We start from the raw sequence: 17,601 nt of genomic DNA, 5'->3' as shown, positions 1-17,601 counted from the left end.
GGGGTATGGGGCATGGGGCATTAGTTATTCTTTCTTTCCCCACTCCCCTACTCCTCCACTCCCCACTGCCTACTTCGGCCCTAAGCCTATAGCACCAGCATAGAGGGCGCGATCGCCTAGTTGATCTTCAATTCGCAGTAAGCGGTTGTATTTTGCTACCCGTTCGCTGCGACAAAGAGAACCTGTTTTGATTTGACCGGCACGGGTTGCTACAGCTAAATCGGCGATCGTCGTGTCTTCGGTTTCACCAGAACGATGGCTGATGACTGAGCGGAAACCGTTACGAGTCGCCAAATCAATCGTTTCTAAGGTTTCGGTGAGCGAACCAATTTGGTTGAGTTTAATCAAAATGGCGTTAGCAGCTTTTTCTTGGATGCCTCTTTGTAAGCGAGTAGCGTTAGTGACAAACAAGTCATCCCCTACCAACTGCACCCGCGAACCTAACTTCTGGGTGAGTAACTGCCAACTTTGCCAGTCTTCTTCGTGTAACCCATCCTCAATTGAAATAATCGGATACTGGTCAACCAATTGCCCTAAATAATCAATAAACTCTGTGGGCGCATGAGGTTTACCATCGTAGACATATTGTCCATTTTTGTAAAACTCACTAGCTGCCACATCCAAAGCTAAAGCGACTTGTTCCCCTGGCTTGTAACCAGCCTTGGTAATGGCAGCAACCAGCAGTTCCAAAGCCACCTGATTGGACTCTAGGTTAGGGGCAAAACCACCTTCATCCCCCACACCAGTAAGCAAACCCTTTTCATCCAATACTTGGCTGAGGGTGGCAAACACTTCTGCACCCCAGCGCAAAGCTTCCCGAAAGGAGGAAGCCCCGATTGGGACAATCATAAACTCTTGAAAATCCACGTTGTTTGACGCGTGTGCCCCACCATTAATTACATTCATTAACGGTACTGGCAACAAATTTGCTAAAGGCCCACCTAAATAGCGATATAGGGGAATTGCCAGAGATTCAGCGCCAGCTTTCGCTGCTGCTAGGGAAACTGCCAAAATCGCATTAGCCCCCAAATTGGATTTGTTCGCAGAACCATCCAAAGCAATCATCGTCCGGTCTAGCAGTTCTTGGTTGAGGGCATCCAGGTTTAACAATTTCGGAGCAAGGGTCTGTTTGATGTTTTGCACCGCCTTTAGTACTCCTTTACCCCCATAACGACTTTTATCGCCATCACGCAGTTCGTGTGCCTCAAAAGTCCCGGTAGAAGCGCCACTAGGAACCTGTGCCAGTCCTACAACACCATTGCTCAAATGTACTTCAGCTTCAACTGTTGGTCTGCCGCGTGAATCGAGAATTTCGCGGGCAGCGATCGCCTCGATTGCAGTGTCTAGAATGTTACTCATCTGTAGTTCGTCCTTTGTATTCTTTTACTTCGAGTGAGTTCTGAGCGCCGATCGCATACAGTCCAGTGGTTAACCCAATCGCTAGCATAGGCGTTAAGGAGACTTTATGGGCTGAGATTAAAGAAGATTTCCAATGATGGGGCATTGGGCATTGGGCATGGGGCATTGATTCACCTTGTCCCTAGTCACCAGTCCTCAGTCCCCAAGCTTTGTAAAATGTTGGCAGATAACGATACTGAATCGAGTACAGATAAAAGGTCAATATGCGATTACTACACACAATGCTACGGGTGGGCAACCTTGAAGAGTCCTTGAAGTTTTACTGTGAAGTCCTGGGAATGAAACTACTCCGCCGAAAAGATTATCCGGGAGGAGAGTTTACCCTAGCTTTTGTTGGTTACGGTGATGAAAGCGATAACACCGTACTAGAACTTACCTACAACTGGGGAGTAGAAAAGTACGAATTGGGTAATGCTTACGGTCACATTGCTCTTGGTGTTGATGATATTTACACTACGTGTGAGGAAATCCGCAATCATGACGGTAAAGTTGTGCGGGAACCAGGGCCAATGAAACACGGTTCGACGGTAATTGCTTTTGTGGAAGATCCCGATGGGTATAAAGTTGAACTGATTCAACTGAGTACTAAAGGGTCAGCAGCAAAACAGGAATCACAATCACAACTTGCGAGTCAGTAATTCTTAGGAAAGAATACTAGTGCAGCGTGGCAGAAATAATTATTCAGCTGAAAAAGGCTAAAAGCTGAATTTACAAGCAATATCCTTTCTGCCCCCTGCCTTCTTGTACTAATGTTCGAGTTGAGCATAAAGCAATAGCTGTGGCGAAGAATCTGTTCCCAAAAATTGGTGGCTAGAGTTTAGCATCTGAACACAATTAGCGATCGCTCTAATTGGCATCATCTGGCAAAGTACGTTTAGAGCAGTGTTTTCGTTTTAAATTAGAAATATAGGTAATGGATCAAACTATCACCAATTATCAATCCAAAGTTGCCACTGTAGATATACGCGCACATACGCTGATCATGTTTGGATAATTTGGCAGTACTATTACAACCACTCACCAATCCTCAGTTTGTTGGATAATCCCCAATCTCTAAACTAAAAATCCCAAAGCTAAAATCCTAAAAATGCAACCTACAGATCCAAATAAATTTACTGATAAAGCCTGGGAAGCGATTGTCAAATCTCAGGATATAGTTCGTGCTTATCAACAACAGCAACTAGATGTTGAACATTTAATCATTGCCCTGTTAGAAGAACCTACTAGTCTAGCAATACGTATCCTCGCTCGAGCTGAAGTCGATCCCATCCGCTTACAACAGCAACTAGAAGCCTTTACCCAGCGTCAGCCCAAAGTTGGTAAAAGCGATCAGCTCTACCTCGGCCGCAGCCTAGATGTTTTACTAGACCGAGCCGAGGAAATTAGAGCCAAGATGAAAGATTCCTACGTCTCTGTAGAACATATACTTCTAGCTTTTGCCGATGATGAACGCATTGGCCGGCGAGTTCTCAAGGGCTTTAGCGTAGACATCGCCAAGCTAGAATCTGCTATCAAAACTGTTCGCGGTAGCCAAAAAGTGACAGATCAAAGCCCAGAATCCCGCTATGAAGCCTTACAAAAGTTTGGCAGGGACTTGACAGAACAAGCAAAAGCCGGAAAACTCGACCCAGTGATTGGACGGGATGACGAAATTCGTCGGGTAATCCAGGTGTTATCTCGTCGCAGCAAAAATAACCCAGTATTAATTGGCGAACCTGGGGTAGGTAAAACTGCGATCGCTGAAGCATTGGCGCAGCGCATGGTAAACGGTGACGTTCCCGAATCCCTGAAAAATCGTCAACTCATCTCTTTAGATATCGGTAGTTTAATTGCTGGGGCAAAATACCGTGGTGAATTTGAAGATCGCCTGAAATCTGTACTCCGAGAAGTTACGGAATCTAACGGTGACATTGTTCTATTTATTGACGAACTCCACACCGTAGTCGGTACTGGTTCTAGTCAACAAGGGGCGATGGATGCGGGTAATTTACTCAAACCAATGTTGGCACGGGGTGAACTGCGTTGCATCGGTGCAAGTACCTTGGATGAGTATCGCAAACACATCGAAAAAGATGCAGCACTAGAACGCCGCTTTCAGCAAGTATTTGTAGATCAGCCCAGCGTGGAAAATACTATTTCCATTCTCCGGGGATTAAAAGAACGCTACGAAGTCCATCACAACGTTAAAATTTCTGATTCAGCCCTGGTAGCAGCAGCAACCCTATCAGCGCGTTACATTTCTGACCGCTTCTTGCCAGATAAAGCTATTGACTTGGTAGATGAGGCAGCAGCAAAGTTGAAAATGGAGATTACCTCCAAACCAGCAGAATTAGAAACTATTGACCGCCGCCTGATGCAGCTAGAAATGGAAAAGCTGTCATTAGCTGGAGAACAAAAGGGTACTTCCCAAACTAGAGAGCGTTTGGAGCGCATTGAGCAAGAAATTGCCACGTTGACAATCAAACAACAAAAATTTAATGAGCAATGGCAAGGTGAAAAGCAGCTACTAGAAGCTATTAGCAGCTTAAAAAAAGAAGAAGATGCCTTGCGTGTGCAAATTGAACAGGCAGAACGCGACTACGATCTAAACAAAGCTGCCCAATTGAAGTATGGCAAATTAGAAGGAATGCAGCGCGATCGCGAAGCCAAAGAAATCAAACTTTTAGAAATTCAAAGCAAAGGTTCTACTTTGCTACGAGAACAAGTCATCGAAGCCGATATTGCCGAAATCGTCGCCAAATGGACAGGAATCCCCGTCAATCGCCTATTGGAATCAGAACGGCAAAAATTGCTGCAACTAGAGCACCATTTGCACGAACGAGTCATAGGGCAACAGGAAGCTGTCGCCGCAGTATCAGCGGCAATTCGTCGCGCCCGTGCTGGGATGAAAGACCCCTCTCGTCCTATTGGTTCATTTTTGTTCATGGGCCCCACAGGTGTGGGCAAAACTGAACTCGCCCGTGCTCTAGCTCAGTTTCTCTTTGATTCTGACGATGCATTGGTGCGCTTGGATATGTCTGAGTATATGGAAAAACACTCAGTTTCCCGCCTCGTAGGAGCGCCTCCAGGATACATCGGCTATGAAGAAGGTGGTCAGCTTTCCGAAGCAGTTCGCCGCCGCCCTTATTCGGTGGTGCTACTGGATGAAGTTGAAAAGGCTCATCCCGATGTGTTCAATATTTTATTGCAAGTACTGGATGATGGGAGAATTACGGATTCTCAGGGAAGAACGGTAGATTTTCGTAACAGCGTCATTGTCATGACTAGTAACATCGGCAGTGAGTACATCCTGGATGTTTCTGGTGATGATAGCAAGTATGAAATGATGCAGGTGCGGGTAACGGATGCCTTGCGATCGCATTTCCGCCCCGAATTTCTGAACCGCGTCGATGATATTATTCTCTTTCATACCCTCAGCCGCACAGAAATGCGGTATATCATCCGCATTCAACTCAAACGGGTAGAAAGTCTTTTGCGAGAACAAAAAATCTCTTTTGAGATATCACAACCTGCCTGTGATTACCTTGTAGAAACAGGCTACGACCCAATTTACGGCGCTCGCCCACTTAAACGAGCAATTCAGCGAGAAGTAGAAAACCCCATCGCCACCAAGCTATTGGAAAATACTTTTATCTCTGGAGATACGATTTTCATTGATAAGGGTGAAAATGGTCTGTTGTTTAGCAAAAAATCGTCTGTTAAGGTGTCAGTTCCAAAAACAACTGTCAAGTTGTTAGAGCCAGCACCTGAGCCGTAAAACTAGTCTCAAAAGACATAAGTCAGGAGTCCGAGTGATTTCTCCTAACTACTGGTTTTTGGGTAATTTAAAATACATCGAATAAAATAGCAAGAGCCGATTTACTTACCCAGAAGTGCTGATTATGAAAGCAATCCAAGCTCTTGCTCGTTATTTCCCCGACAAGTGTGGTGGTATTCAAGTAAACCTGAATGAGCTAATACCACAATTGCGTACGCATAATATTGATATCCAAATAGCAGCCGCTAGCAACGGTTCCCAAAAAGAAGAGATTTATAAGTATAACGACATCGAAGTTTATCGATATCCTGTATTTCCTATACCCAAAACAGAACCAAATCATGGACAATTTCCGCATGGAAAATTTGAATATTTCGCTAATTGGTTAACTAGCCAAAAAGCAGACATATATCATCAGCACCATTGGGAAGTCTATTGTGGGTTGCCTCATTTGCGGTTGGCTAAAGAATTAGGCATGGCAACAGTGTTGACAGTACACTATGCCATACCAATTTGTCAGCGAATTACTTTGATGTTCAACGGACAACAAGTTTGTGATGGCAAAATTGATGTGGTGCGTTGTTCTCAGTGTGCTGATACTTTGAGCAAAAAGCTACCTGCTGCAATGGTCAAAAGTTTGAGCCATTTGCCCAAAGCTATCCTTAGTCGCGTACCCTTGCCCACCAGTGCATATCTTCCAGCCTCAGTAGACAATGGTAATTTAGGAAGGTTTGTACGCCCTTTGGTCGTACCTGGTTATGTTGCTGCACGTCAACATAGTTTGCTAAAAATGGCAAAATATGCTGACCGGATTGTGACAGTGTGTGATTGGCTTTATAAAGCTCTACTGATCAATGGCATACCTGAAGAAAAACTTATTCTCTCTCGACATGGAATTTCTTATACTGCACAAGAAAAATTACCACACAGAAAACAGCAATCAGACGCTTTAAAAGTAGTTTTTTTAGGACGCTGGGATATATATAAGGGTATCGATATTTTAGTACAAGCAGTTAAAAATTTATCTGCGGAAATTCCCATCGAATTGGTCATTCATGGAATAACGCAGGATGAACGATATCGCCAAAAAATATTGAATTTGATCGCAAACGAGCCTCGGATTCGTGTGGATAAACAACTAACAAGGGAAGAACTCCCCCAGGCTCTAGCTAACTACGACTTACTGGCTGTACCTTCCCAATGCCTGGAAACTGGCCCTTTGGTTGTATTAGAAGCTCAGTCCCTATCTGTACCTGTCATTGGCTCTAACTTGGGGGGTATTGCTGAACTTGTTAGACATGGCATTGACGGTTGGTTAGTGACCGCTAACGACACCCTAGCTTGGACTAAAGCTCTTGAGTTGTTAGCAACAGATACTAATTTACTTAATAAATTGCGCCAAGGTATTAAACCTGTTCGCACAGTAAATATGCAGGCAGCAGATTTAGCAACCATATATAACAACATATAACAACCTGCAACGGTAGTTGCTCGTAATGGTAGGGAAATCCGAATAAAATATGAGAGGCATTACTTACCTAAAATAACTAAAAATCGCGGAAAATTGATCCTCAGAATTATCTCTGCAAATAAAACAGACGGATAACCATGCTAGAACAAGGTACGATCAGTATTCATACTGAGAATATTTTCCCAATTATCAAGAAGTCACTCTACTCAGATCACCAAATCTTCTTGCGGGAACTGGTATCCAACGCTGTAGATGCCATTCAAAAACTAAAAATGGTATCTCAAGCCGGGGAGTACGATGGAGACATAGGCGAGCCAGAAATTGAAATCGCCATTGACAAAAATAACAAGACCCTCTCTATTTCCGACAACGGTATCGGAATGACAGCAGAGGAAGTGAAGAAATACATCAATCAGGTTGCCTTCTCCAGTGCTGAAGAATTTATTCATAAGTATCAAGGCAAATCAGATCAGCCAATTATCGGTCATTTCGGTCTTGGCTTCTACTCCTCGTTCATGGTGGCGCAAAAAGTTGAAATTGATACCCTTTCTTACCAAGAAGGAGCGCAGGCGGTTCACTGGACTTGCGATGGTTCCCCAGAATTTACCCTAGAAGATTCACCCCGTGCAACTCGCGGCACTACTATTACCCTCACCCTACAAGGAGAAGAGGAAGAATTTTTAGAATCTGCACGCATTAAGAATCTTGTCAAAACCTACTGCGACTTCATGTCAGTGCCAATTAAATTGGAGGGTGAAGTCTTAAATAGGCAAAAAGCAGCGTGGCGGGAGTCACCTAGTAGCCTGAGTCAAGAAGATTATTTAGAGTTTTACCGCTACTTGTATCCTTTTCAGGAAGAACCGCTGTTGTGGGTGCATCTGAATACTGACTATCCCTTTATCATCAACGGGATTCTATATTTTCCGAAAATGAAGCCGGATGTAGATGTTACCAAGGGGCAGATCAAGCTATTTTGCAATCAGGTTTTTGTCAGCGATAACTGCGAAGAAATTATCCCGCAATTTTTAACACCAATGCGGGGTGTAATTGATAGTAGTGATATTCCCTTGAACGTGTCGCGCAGTGCATTACAAGGCGATCGCACCGTACGGAGAATCGGTGACTACATTGCTAAAAAAGTAGGCGATCGCCTCAAAGAACTTTTCCGCGACAACCGCCAACAATACATTAGCGCTTGGAAAGACCTCGGCACTTTTGTGAAATTTGGTGTTCTCAACGATGAGAAATTCAAAAAACAAATCGAAGACATCATCGTTTTTCGCACCACCGCCAAGCTGACAGCAGAAAAACCTGCTGCCGAAACTCCAGCGGTTGAGGTACAGTCCTCAGAAGGGGATGCTTGGGAAGATGTCACTCCTGCATCATCCAATTCTGAGAACTCAGCACTGAGCGCTCCCTATACGACTCTGAAAGAGTATCTAGAACGCAACAAGGAACGCCACGAAAACCGGGTTTTCTACAGCACCGATGAAGCAACTCAGGCTACCTACGTAGAACTGCACAAAAACCAAGGTTTAGAAGTCCTGTTTATGGACTCCTTCATCGACACCCACTTTATCAACTTCCTAGAGCGGGAATATCAGGATGTCAAGTTTACGCGAGTAGACTCCGACTTGGATAATACCCTGCTGGAACAAGACAAAGCTGCGGAAATTGTTGATCCCAAAACCAACAAAACCCGGAGTGAGGTCATCAAAGAACTATTTGAGAAATCCCTCAACAAACCCAAACTCAACATCCGCACCGAAGCTTTGAAAGCCGATAATCCGCAAGGAACACCACCTGCGATCGTTCTATTACCAGAGATTCTCCGCCGCCTGCGGGAAATGAACGCCATGATGCAGCAGCAAACAGCAGAGTTTCCCGAAGACCACATTTTACTCGTAAATACCGCTCATCCACTGATTCAAAATTTAGCGAATCTCAACCAAGGCAGTATCATCCAAAGTGACGATCAATCGCCTACAAATCAGTTGGTCAATATGATTTGCCAACACGTCTACGATTTGGCGCTGATGTCCCAAAAAGGATTTGACGCTGAGGGAATGAAATCTTTCGTTGAGCGCTCAAACGAGGTACTCACCAAGCTGACAGAACAAGCTAGTAAGTAAAACAAGTGAGGAGACAGGAGTCAAAAGTCAAAAGTCAAGAGTTAAGGGTTAAGGGTCAATAGTTAAGAGGTAGAGGGGAAAGACTTACTGCAACTTCCCCCCTGCTCCCCTTCTCCCCTTCCCCACTCCTTCTTTAACTACTTCCGCTGCCTAAGTCCTAAAATGGAAAGGCTGTATTAAAATAACAAACTGGAGAGAGTTGCTATGTCTCGTCGTTGTGAACTAACTGGTAAGAAGGCAAATAACGCCTTTGCAGTTTCCCACTCCCACCGCCGTACTAAACGGCTTCAACATGCCAATCTGCAAAATAAGCGCGTTTGGTGGCAAGGTGGCAATCGCTGGGTGAAACTGAAGCTATGTACCAAAGCGATCAAAACCTTAGAAATCAAAGGACTGGAAGCAATGGCAAAAGAAGCTGGGATTAACTTGAATCATTACTAATACCAATTTCTCTAAATAGCGCTACACATCTACCCCCTTTGGTCGCCCTTTAAAGGAAGACATGTCACAGATGCTCCCTTTAAGAGTCTACCCAACTTAGGCTAGTGTCAAATTGGAACTATTGACACTAGTTTTCTAAATTTGAGCCTCAATCCTTCCATACACTCCTCATAGACAATAAAAAGTGGTAAATGTCTACCATGATTGATTTTGAGCCGTTTTAGAAAAATGGTGGTTTTGACGAAACCGCAGTGAAGCGGATAATTTTAAGTATATTTACTAATACAAAATTTAAGTTTTAAGCATTAGACCAGAATAGGTTATTAAAATAGCACGAACCATTTGTCTTAAATAATCAAAACTGAATTCAGAAGCTGGTTGTTAGGAAATCTCAAGAGAGTAAGTGAGCAGCTTCTCAGGTATAGACAAATGCATTTAACCTCTCTTGGTGTCAATACAGTTTAGTTAAAGCTTGATTCCTCCTAAATTGCTTTTAAAAAGGAAGCAACGTTAGAAGCCTGCTTTTAAAGGGATTGGGGAATATCTTGTTCCTTTAGTCCAACTGAACTGTATTGCTCTTAGTGCTTATTTTTCTTTACTAACTCACGAGTCAATATTGTAGAGAGTAATTCGATGAATGGAAACCATATTCAGAGGTGGACTATAGGATTGAAGAGAATGCTGAACATCAAACATTTTCTTCATCGAGTACAAAACAAGATTTGGCGACTATACAATCATAAACTGCCAGAATTTCTGAGTATGTTGCAGTTCCGTTGGCTATTGCATATTGCTAGTAAGCCTTTGACTGTTAATCAAAAATCTGCGATGGTAATTGCACCTCACCAGGATGATGAAGTTTTGGGGTGTGGCGGTTTGATAAGACTCAAACGGGAACAGAATGTATCAGTCCAGATTGTTTTTATCACAGATGGAGCGGCTTCTCATGCTAAGCATCCCAAGTTTCAATCTGGGGAAATGGTTCCAATTCGTAAGCAAGAAGCGCTTTCAGCTTTAAGTATCTTAGGTGTACACTCTGAGCAAATTCACTTTCTCGACAAACCAGATAGTCAGCTTCAGAATCTAGATGCAACCAAGCGTCAACAAACGATTGAACAACTTGCTCAACTCCTGAAATCCTTTCAGCCTGGGGAAGTTTATGTCACCCACCGCCAAGATCGTATCAAAGACCACGAAGTAACTTATGAGTTAGTTCAGGCGGCAATTCAATACTCTGGAATTGAGGTTGATATTTTACAATACCCTATTTGGATTCTCTGGAAATCTTTACTCTTTCGTGACCTGAAACTACATGAATTAGCGTATGCTCACCGTATTTCTATTCATTCTGTTCAATGCAAGAAGATAGAGGCGCTTGAAGCCTACCCCTCCCAGTGTCTACCTATTGATGCTGAAACTTCTGCTGTATTAAAGCCTGGTTTCCTCCGACGATTTTTAGTACCTTATGAAATTTTTTTCAAAACGGCTTCTTTGTTGTCAAATCAATAATTTGATAGATAGTCTGTGCAAACGACAGTGTAATTCAGGTATTGACTATTAAACCTAATTCCTGCGTATTTGCTTGAAATTAAGAATATTTACCTCAATTTCGTGGGTTAAAGTCCTCCTGTTCTATAACTGGTAAGTTTTGTGTTGGGGTTAAATCCCAATTACAAAACAAAATTTACGAATTACAAATTACGAATTATTTTAATCTGCCGCCTCCCCACTACACTGAGGTTTTAAATTACTTTATACTATTTTGCCACCAACTGACATTTATTCTTTAACAGGTGGGTAATATAACATTACTATGCTGACAATATCTTCATAAAGCTACCTTTGAATGAAATAGCCTTTTAAAAAGCCAATTTTAAGTCATACCATTTCTCTATAAAACTGAGCTTAATTAGTCTGAAAATACAGGTTTTGTTTGTATAGCCTCAGTCTTATATACAAGGGTGAATTTTTCCGCAACGGGCATAAATTAAATAATTTCGAGAAGTTCAGTATTTTTCGGTATTAACCAAAAAATCAACCCATGATATAAATCGAATTAACTGTATTTTTTGTTTTGCTACTGCATTTTTAACAATGTTCAAGCAAGGTTAATTTTCACATAAATCGTTACTCTAAGTTTTAGTGCAAATTTATCTAATAGGCTTAGTCGCCTATAAAATCAACATCCTCAAAGCTTTAATAAAACACTTGGCAGGGAAGCTTCTATGTCTGCAAGACGCAAGTTATTCAAGGCAGTAAAAATTTTTTTCAACCAACTTAGTAAAAATTTGTTATCTACAGTTAAAAAGCAAATTATTTGGTTACTAAGAAATCTTTTTGCCACCAATAGAAAACGTGGAACAGTGAACGCAGGGTTTGTGTTACCAACAGTTGCAATGGTAGCACTAGTAGTTGTCTTACTGACTACCGCGATTTTATTTAGGTCTTTTGAACGCTCCAAAAATGCTAGTAATGTTCGGGTGAACGAGGCTACTCTCAACGCTGCAACTCCGGCAATTGATCGTGCTAGAGCTAAATTAAACAAGCTATTTCAAGATGGAAGGCTACCACGAGCTACGCCAACAGATAACGCGTTGTATGATACTTTGACGACCAATTTAGATGAATATACTTTTGGCGATGAGACTAAACTGAAGCTGATTCAAGGCTCAGATACACTAGAAACAGCGTGGCAGTATCCCGTCGATACCGACAACAATGGCAAATTTGATAGCTACACTCTCTATGGGATTTACTTTAAAAATCCCCCTGTGAGCGATGGTGCATATACTCGTGCTAGAAACTCCCTAGAAGCGAGAACTCCACCAATGACGGCTGGTAGTGTCAATGGAGATTGTGGAGATACTCTAGGCACGAGTGCCACTTTGGTAGGCAACACTGGCTGGTTTACTATTGGCGGTAAACTGAAAAAAGCCTTTTTTGCTTATACTGCAACTGTTCCTATTATTACCCCTCCTGATACTATTAATTATGAGCCATACAAAGGTAATAAAGGTTTCTCTGCCCTAGAGTATCAACAAGAGCGCGTGCAACTTCCTCTAGTTAACAATGCTGTTATTTATGAAGATGATATAAATCTTACTCCTGGTCCTGTCTTCAGGTTAAATGGGCGGATTTTTACCAATAGTAACTTCCTAACTGGTGCACCAAGAGGAGCTGGTGGTGTCACGCTATATCAAGTTAGTAGTAAAACATCCTGTTTCTACGAAGATGACAATGCCAAAATTATCCTTGGTGGCAATTTAGGGGCTGGTGGATTCACGGATGCTAGTGATTTAGGTGTCACTACCAAAGTGCATCTATACAAAGGAAAAAGCACCGATCCCGATTTAACCCCTGAAGTCACGGCTAACAAATCAGTTAGTGAGATTCCGAGTAACATAGCTTACAACAGCCTAGCTTATGTGCAGCGCATCAATCGCTTAGTTGAAGCCCAGACGGCTAACAATGAAACCAGTGACCCGCAGGAGGTTAAAGATGGTATTGCCAAACAACAGCAGAATACACCAGGTTACACCTCAGCTGATACTGCGCGATTCCGCCAACAGCAGCTATATACTTACTTCAAAAGGCGCACCCGCCGGGTACCTTATGCGGAGGTTCCTTTCAATAGTGCATTGAGCGTTGTTTTAGGCACTTACGAAACAGCTACTCCGCTTCCAGCTAGCGGTGAACTACGTCCACCAGATGCTTGGATATATCCTACTGATCCCACTGATGGTAAAACAGCCACCAGTTATAGTAAGCTAACACTGAATACAAATGGTACTGACAAGCTTAATCCTGGTGCCAGCGAACCAACTGAGCTACAAAAACAAGGTATAGAGAAATCCTTAGGTGACCGTATTTTGATTGGTAACAACCTCCCTGAACTCTGGTGGAAGGGAACAAGCTTTGTTGGACCAAACCCGCAAGATACCCAAGATATCACAGGGATTAAATGGGATGACAATGATGGTATTCGTACTCGTCGCACCCGCATAGAGCAACTAGCTGATTTGGGAGCCACAGATAGAGATGGAGACTGGGAATTAGCAGCTGCTAAAGTACCGACTAGTCCGCAAGACCCTGTTGGTGGCTTACGGGTAGTGACTGGTGCTGGTATTTATTTACCTAGTGGTTTCACCACTACAACTACTGATTTCTCTTCAACTGTTGCTGCTAGGGAAATTTGGTCGGACATGATGCCAGTTGCTTCTCAGACAGCGGCAAGTAATACCAGTACCAAAGATTCAGATATTACATTACCAGACCCAGGTGGCGCAAAGACGCCTTATCTGCGGATGCGGGCGACAGTGGTTTATCACTACAACATTGCCAGCTACAACAACCTGACTCCAGCCCCTATTGCTTGTGTTAGTAGCTACTACGATCCCACTAACAGTACTAGAGCCAAGAACTTAGACTTAGCAACAATTCCCTTTGGTAAGGCTGCTGGCGGTGCTTCTAACAACGGGATAGTCTACCCTGCTCCTGCTGCTAGCGGTGAAACCACTTATGCAGCGGCATTGACTTACCAAACCCTATTAAAATATCCCAATGGACGTTGGGTGAATGAGCCACTCAAAAATGCTCTGGCAAAAACTGCCGCTAACCGCACTCTCTCAGAAAGGTCTGCTGTTGAATCTGCACTTTGCGCCCTCCAAATTTTAGACGAAACTATTGGTACCGCCACTAATAGCGTCATTCCTCACGGTGCAATTATGGAAACTGCCTTTCTTGATGCTAGGCAAATTAAGGCAATTCACCAAGACCAGTCAACACTGGGTGTAGAAACATTCACAAATACAAATTATACATTACCTAACGGAACAAACGTTACAGCAAGCGTACCAGATGCCGCTGACTATAATTTATCCAAGGAACAGCGTCAACCCCTAGAAATTCGCGCCACAGTCTTAGATATTGGCTTGCTGAAAGGACAAACTATCAGTGGCGGTGTATCAACAGCAACAGAATATTTATTGCCCAATAGCGGTATTATCTACGCCACTCGTGATGATGCGCTTTTAGACGCGAGTGCAACAGGAGTAAACCAAAAGACAGTAAGTCCTGTTGACTTCATACTTGACCCAACCCGTCGTCCTAACGCCATTATGTTGATTAATGGCAACCCAATCTGGCGTACTTTGGCTTATAGAGATGTAGAAAAAGGGCTAATTTTGGCTTCAAACCTGCCTGTATATATTAAGGGTGACTTTAATAAACACACCCAAGAAGAGTTCACAACATCACTGGCAGATGATTGGAGCAACTTCTACACTCGCCTTGCAAATGAACGCAACCCTCAATTTGCATGTCGCGCAGGTGATCCGAGGCTGAAGAACAACTGTAATCCTAATGGGGACGCATGGAGACCTGCAAGCGTACTAGCAGATGCCATAACCCTACTTTCTAGTAACTTCCGCGAAGGTTTCCGCAATGAGGGAGACTATGACCTGAACAATAACCTGGGGGATAGTACTTCTATTACCGACTTTAAAAACAGGGGCTTTTCTACTAATGCTTACGTTACCAATGCTGACTGGTATAACACGTCGCAGGACGAGCGTGGTCCGAAAGACTTTGTGCCTAAACTACCTGATGGTGTTACAGATGAGCCGACTTTCCAAGGTAGCTCTTACCTCACCAACTTGGTTACACCAGTTCAGCGGCGGGGAAATTTCAACGAGTATTTAATGGAAGTCTGTCCGAAACTACCTGTTTCGGCGTGTGAACCTGGAGACTGGAAAGTTAAGCCATCCACAAGTGAAACCTCGTGGAATATAAGTGGTGGAATTGTAGGTAAATTAATAACTACCTTAGAGTCGGGTACGACGGCTACTGCTGCGGCTACTGCATATCAACGCTACCCCCGTCGAGTTGCTTTTAAACGTGATACCAGTGGCAACTTGGTTCTTGATGGCAATACTCCTAAGCGTCCTACACCCTTGGGAATCGATGGATCTGGCAATGTGGCAGAGTTTCCCTATTCAGGTACTAGCTTTCCTCGGCTTGCCGCTAGCGCTTTATGGTTCCGAACAACGACGACAAATTCAAATCCAACAACTGATAATTCTTCAAATCAAGAGCCACCTGACAACTATTTGTTATTTGCTGACGTTCCCACCGATGCAAATCTGCAAGACCAGCCCCGCTTGATACCTATCTTGCAAATCAACACCCCCTTTGGGACACCTCAAAATGGAGGTGACGGTACACTCAAAACTACGCCCCTAATAGGTCCGGACTCCAGCAACAAGAATTATGACAACAACTGGCTGCAACGAGCTACTGAAACTACCTTCAATTTAGCCGCTGCTGCTGGAGACACGCCAGCACGCCCCACAGAAGATAATGGCGGGTTGCACAATTTTGTGAGGTTTATAGAAAACTGGAACTGGGCCCCGAATGCAGACTTCACAGGTGGCACTGTCGCGGATGCTTTTAAGGCTAGAATTAGTGGCTCTTTCATTCAGTTCAAAAGGAGTGCCTATGCTACCGGGCCATTTAGCACATCGTTAACCGCTGATTATGAATATCCGATCAAAGGCAACAACAATAGAACTCCTTTCTATCTCGCTCCTACACGGCAGTGGGGTTATGACGTAGGGCTACTGTCACAATCACCTGACTTGTTTGCCCAAAAGTTGGTGAGAACGCCAGATGATCTGCCAGATGAGTACTTCCGGGAAGTTGGTCGAGATGACAAGTGGGTAACAACTTTGCTATGTGCAAAAGACCCGAAAGGAACCGTTGTTGTGAGTGACGATACTTATGTAATTGACCAAGATCAACGTCCTTCTAGCTGCCAATCATAAAATCTTAGAAGTTGGTAATGAGCAATGATTAAACGTAAACAACAGCAAATAAGCTGCCCTTCTGGTGAGTCTGGTTTTACAATTATTGAGTCACTAGTAGCACTACTCGTAGTTGCTATTTTACTAACAGCGATCGCACCTGTAATCGTCTTAGCAACAGCAACCCGTGTTCAGTCTCGACGGGTAGAACTAGCAACCCAAGCGGCAAAAACATTCATTGATGGTGTCAGGACTGGAGCAATTGAAGCACCAAGTGAAGTAATTACAGGTTCACTGGAACCACCAACTGAAGATATACCCAGAACACTTGCAGATAATTTAATTAACAGTACAGATAAGATGCCTGCTCCTACGGCATTGACTAAGACAAATTTGTACTGTTTTAACAAAAATGGTCAGTTCACTCCTCCGCCCGATTGTATTAGTGATTTGTTTTACATTCAGGCTAGTCGCATTAACGTCACAACTACTGAAACAGAGGCAAAGAAGCTGGCAGAGATAGGTTATCGTCTGGGAATTCGAGTTTATCGAGCAGATGCTGATTTTCCTTTAACTGCTAGCACTGCTGATACTAAAAATACACAAACACCTTTTACCGGTGGATTAGGTAGTCGCAAAGCACCACTAGTAGAAATGACCACCGACATTGCTAGTACTAACACTTCATTTCAGGCTTTATGTCAGCGTCTTGGTATTGCAACAAATAAAAGCTGTCAATAAAAGACTGGGCAAATTCATATTATGCGATTGACCCCTGTGTATTTATTCAGTAAAGGGAAGACTCCAGGATGATGAAAACACTAAAATTTCTACTCAGGAGCCAGCTGACACGCTCCAGGGTCGTTCAGCAAGTTGGCGGTTTTACCCTGATTGAATTGTTGGTAGCCATGATCATGGCCTTTCTTGTCATCACGCCTTTGATGGGATTCATGATCAACATTATGAATACAGACCGACAGGAGCAAGCCAAGGCCAATTCTGAGCAAGAAATCCAAGCTGCACTGGATTACATTGCTCGTGATTTACAGCAGGCAATCTATATTTATGATGCTACTGGAATAGATACTCTGTCTCAAACCACTAATAACGGGCCTCAAATACCTAACGGGACAGATAGAGTTCCTGTGCTTGTCTTTTGGAAACGAGAATTAGTTAGTCAGGCAATTACAGTTGACGCAGACCCTGAAGACAACAAAGACGATACTTTTGTTTACTCATTAGTTGCTTATTATTTAATTAAAGACAGTAATGACACTTGGTCTAAAGCTGCTCGTATCGCCAGATGGCAAATTAGGGATGGCGTAGCCGATCCCAGCAGTACACAAACTTGTGGAAAGTATTTAGCAGGTAAGTGTCCTGACCCAGGCTTTGCCCCATTTAAGCTCGATGGAATAGGCACGCTAGCCGAAAAAATGAATGCATGGACAAAAGCCGCAGTAGTTTCTCCAGCAGTTCTTCCTGCTCCCATAGTACTTGTTGACTTTATTGACCAAACCAGAAATGATGACGTACCACCAGCGCCAGTAGTAATATGCCCCTCTAACCCTCTTCCCCCTGACC

Annotated in this window: 11 protein-coding genes; 9 read left to right on the top strand and 2 right to left on the bottom strand. The window is 43.4% G+C overall.

Annotated elements, in window-relative coordinates; genetic code table 11:
- Window positions 1-69: 69 nt before the first annotated feature.
- Together eno and IQ246_RS21970 are read right to left on the bottom strand one after the other, a co-directional pair.
- A complete protein-coding gene (eno, locus tag IQ246_RS21975; protein WP_194005461.1) occupies window positions 70-1,359 on the bottom strand; it encodes a phosphopyruvate hydratase in 1,290 nt (429 codons plus the stop codon).
- Window positions 1,352-1,525 carry a hypothetical protein gene (locus IQ246_RS21970; RefSeq protein WP_194005460.1) on the bottom strand — a complete coding sequence of 58 codons (174 nt, stop codon included), beginning with the start codon at window positions 1,523-1,525 and terminating at the stop codon, window positions 1,352-1,354. Before IQ246_RS21970 ends, eno begins: the two co-directional genes overlap by 8 nt.
- A 97-nt stretch (window positions 1,526-1,622) precedes the next feature.
- Between IQ246_RS21970 and gloA the strand changes: the two genes are divergently transcribed.
- The 9 genes from gloA to hpsC form a co-directional block, all read left to right on the top strand.
- Window positions 1,623-2,057: a lactoylglutathione lyase gene (gloA, locus tag IQ246_RS21965; RefSeq protein WP_194005459.1), complete on the top strand. Its 435-nt coding sequence runs from the start codon at window positions 1,623-1,625 to the stop codon at window positions 2,055-2,057.
- A gap of 449 nt (window positions 2,058-2,506) precedes the next feature.
- Entirely contained in the window at window positions 2,507-5,176 is a 2,670-nt protein-coding gene (clpB, locus tag IQ246_RS21960; RefSeq protein WP_194005458.1) for an ATP-dependent chaperone ClpB, read from the top strand.
- A 124-nt stretch (window positions 5,177-5,300) separates the two neighbouring features.
- Window positions 5,301-6,647, top strand: a complete 1,347-nt coding sequence (locus IQ246_RS21955; RefSeq protein ID WP_194005457.1) for a glycosyltransferase — start codon at window positions 5,301-5,303, stop codon at window positions 6,645-6,647.
- Window positions 6,648-6,784: 137 nt separating this feature from the next.
- Window positions 6,785-8,779 (top strand): molecular chaperone HtpG, encoded by a 1,995-nt coding sequence (htpG, locus tag IQ246_RS21950; protein ID WP_194005456.1) that lies wholly within the window; start codon window positions 6,785-6,787, stop codon window positions 8,777-8,779.
- A 204-nt stretch (window positions 8,780-8,983) separates the two neighbouring features.
- Complete coding sequence (gene rpmB / locus IQ246_RS21945) at window positions 8,984-9,220, top strand: 50S ribosomal protein L28 (protein ID WP_193198363.1); 237 nt, start codon at window positions 8,984-8,986, stop codon at window positions 9,218-9,220.
- 678 nt (window positions 9,221-9,898) lie between these two features.
- Window positions 9,899-10,729: a PIG-L deacetylase family protein gene (locus IQ246_RS21940; RefSeq protein WP_194005455.1), complete on the top strand. Its 831-nt coding sequence runs from the start codon at window positions 9,899-9,901 to the stop codon at window positions 10,727-10,729.
- A 716-nt stretch (window positions 10,730-11,445) separates the two neighbouring features.
- Window positions 11,446-16,041 carry a hormogonium polysaccharide biosynthesis protein HpsA gene (gene hpsA / locus IQ246_RS21935; protein ID WP_194005454.1) on the top strand — a complete coding sequence of 1,532 codons (4,596 nt, stop codon included), beginning with the start codon at window positions 11,446-11,448 and terminating at the stop codon, window positions 16,039-16,041.
- Window positions 16,042-16,065: 24 nt separating this feature from the next.
- A complete protein-coding gene (gene hpsB, locus IQ246_RS21930; protein WP_194005453.1) occupies window positions 16,066-16,761 on the top strand; it encodes a hormogonium polysaccharide secretion pseudopilin HpsB in 696 nt (231 codons plus the stop codon).
- A 68-nt stretch (window positions 16,762-16,829) separates the two neighbouring features.
- Window positions 16,830-17,601: hormogonium polysaccharide secretion pseudopilin HpsC (gene hpsC / locus IQ246_RS21925; RefSeq protein WP_194005452.1), on the top strand; the 772-nt coding region annotated here is incomplete at its 3' end.

This window comes from aff. Roholtiella sp. LEGE 12411 (assembly GCF_015206995.1).
Classification (GTDB): Bacteria; Cyanobacteriota; Cyanobacteriia; order Cyanobacteriales; family Nostocaceae; genus Komarekiella.
The sequence above is the reverse complement of the archived record's forward strand: the minus strand, read 5'-3'. Positions and strand labels throughout refer to the sequence as shown.

Bases quoted from the DNA above. Each gene is read 5' to 3' on its own strand.
- eno (WP_194005461.1), bottom strand. From the start codon at position 1,359: ATGAGTAACATTCTAGACACTGCAATCGAGGCGATCGCTGCCCGCGAA.
- IQ246_RS21970 (WP_194005460.1), bottom strand. From the start codon at position 1,525: ATGCCCCATGCCCAATGCCCAATGCCCCATCATTGGAAATCTTCTTTA.
- gloA (WP_194005459.1), top strand. From the start codon at position 1,623: ATGCGATTACTACACACAATGCTACGGGTGGGCAACCTTGAAGAGTCC.
- clpB (WP_194005458.1), top strand. From the start codon at position 2,507: ATGCAACCTACAGATCCAAATAAATTTACTGATAAAGCCTGGGAAGCG.
- IQ246_RS21955 (WP_194005457.1), top strand. From the start codon at position 5,301: ATGAAAGCAATCCAAGCTCTTGCTCGTTATTTCCCCGACAAGTGTGGT.
- htpG (WP_194005456.1), top strand. From the start codon at position 6,785: ATGCTAGAACAAGGTACGATCAGTATTCATACTGAGAATATTTTCCCA.
- rpmB (WP_193198363.1), top strand. From the start codon at position 8,984: ATGTCTCGTCGTTGTGAACTAACTGGTAAGAAGGCAAATAACGCCTTT.
- IQ246_RS21940 (WP_194005455.1), top strand. From the start codon at position 9,899: ATGCTGAACATCAAACATTTTCTTCATCGAGTACAAAACAAGATTTGG.
- hpsA (WP_194005454.1), top strand. From the start codon at position 11,446: ATGTCTGCAAGACGCAAGTTATTCAAGGCAGTAAAAATTTTTTTCAAC.
- hpsB (WP_194005453.1), top strand. From the start codon at position 16,066: ATGATTAAACGTAAACAACAGCAAATAAGCTGCCCTTCTGGTGAGTCT.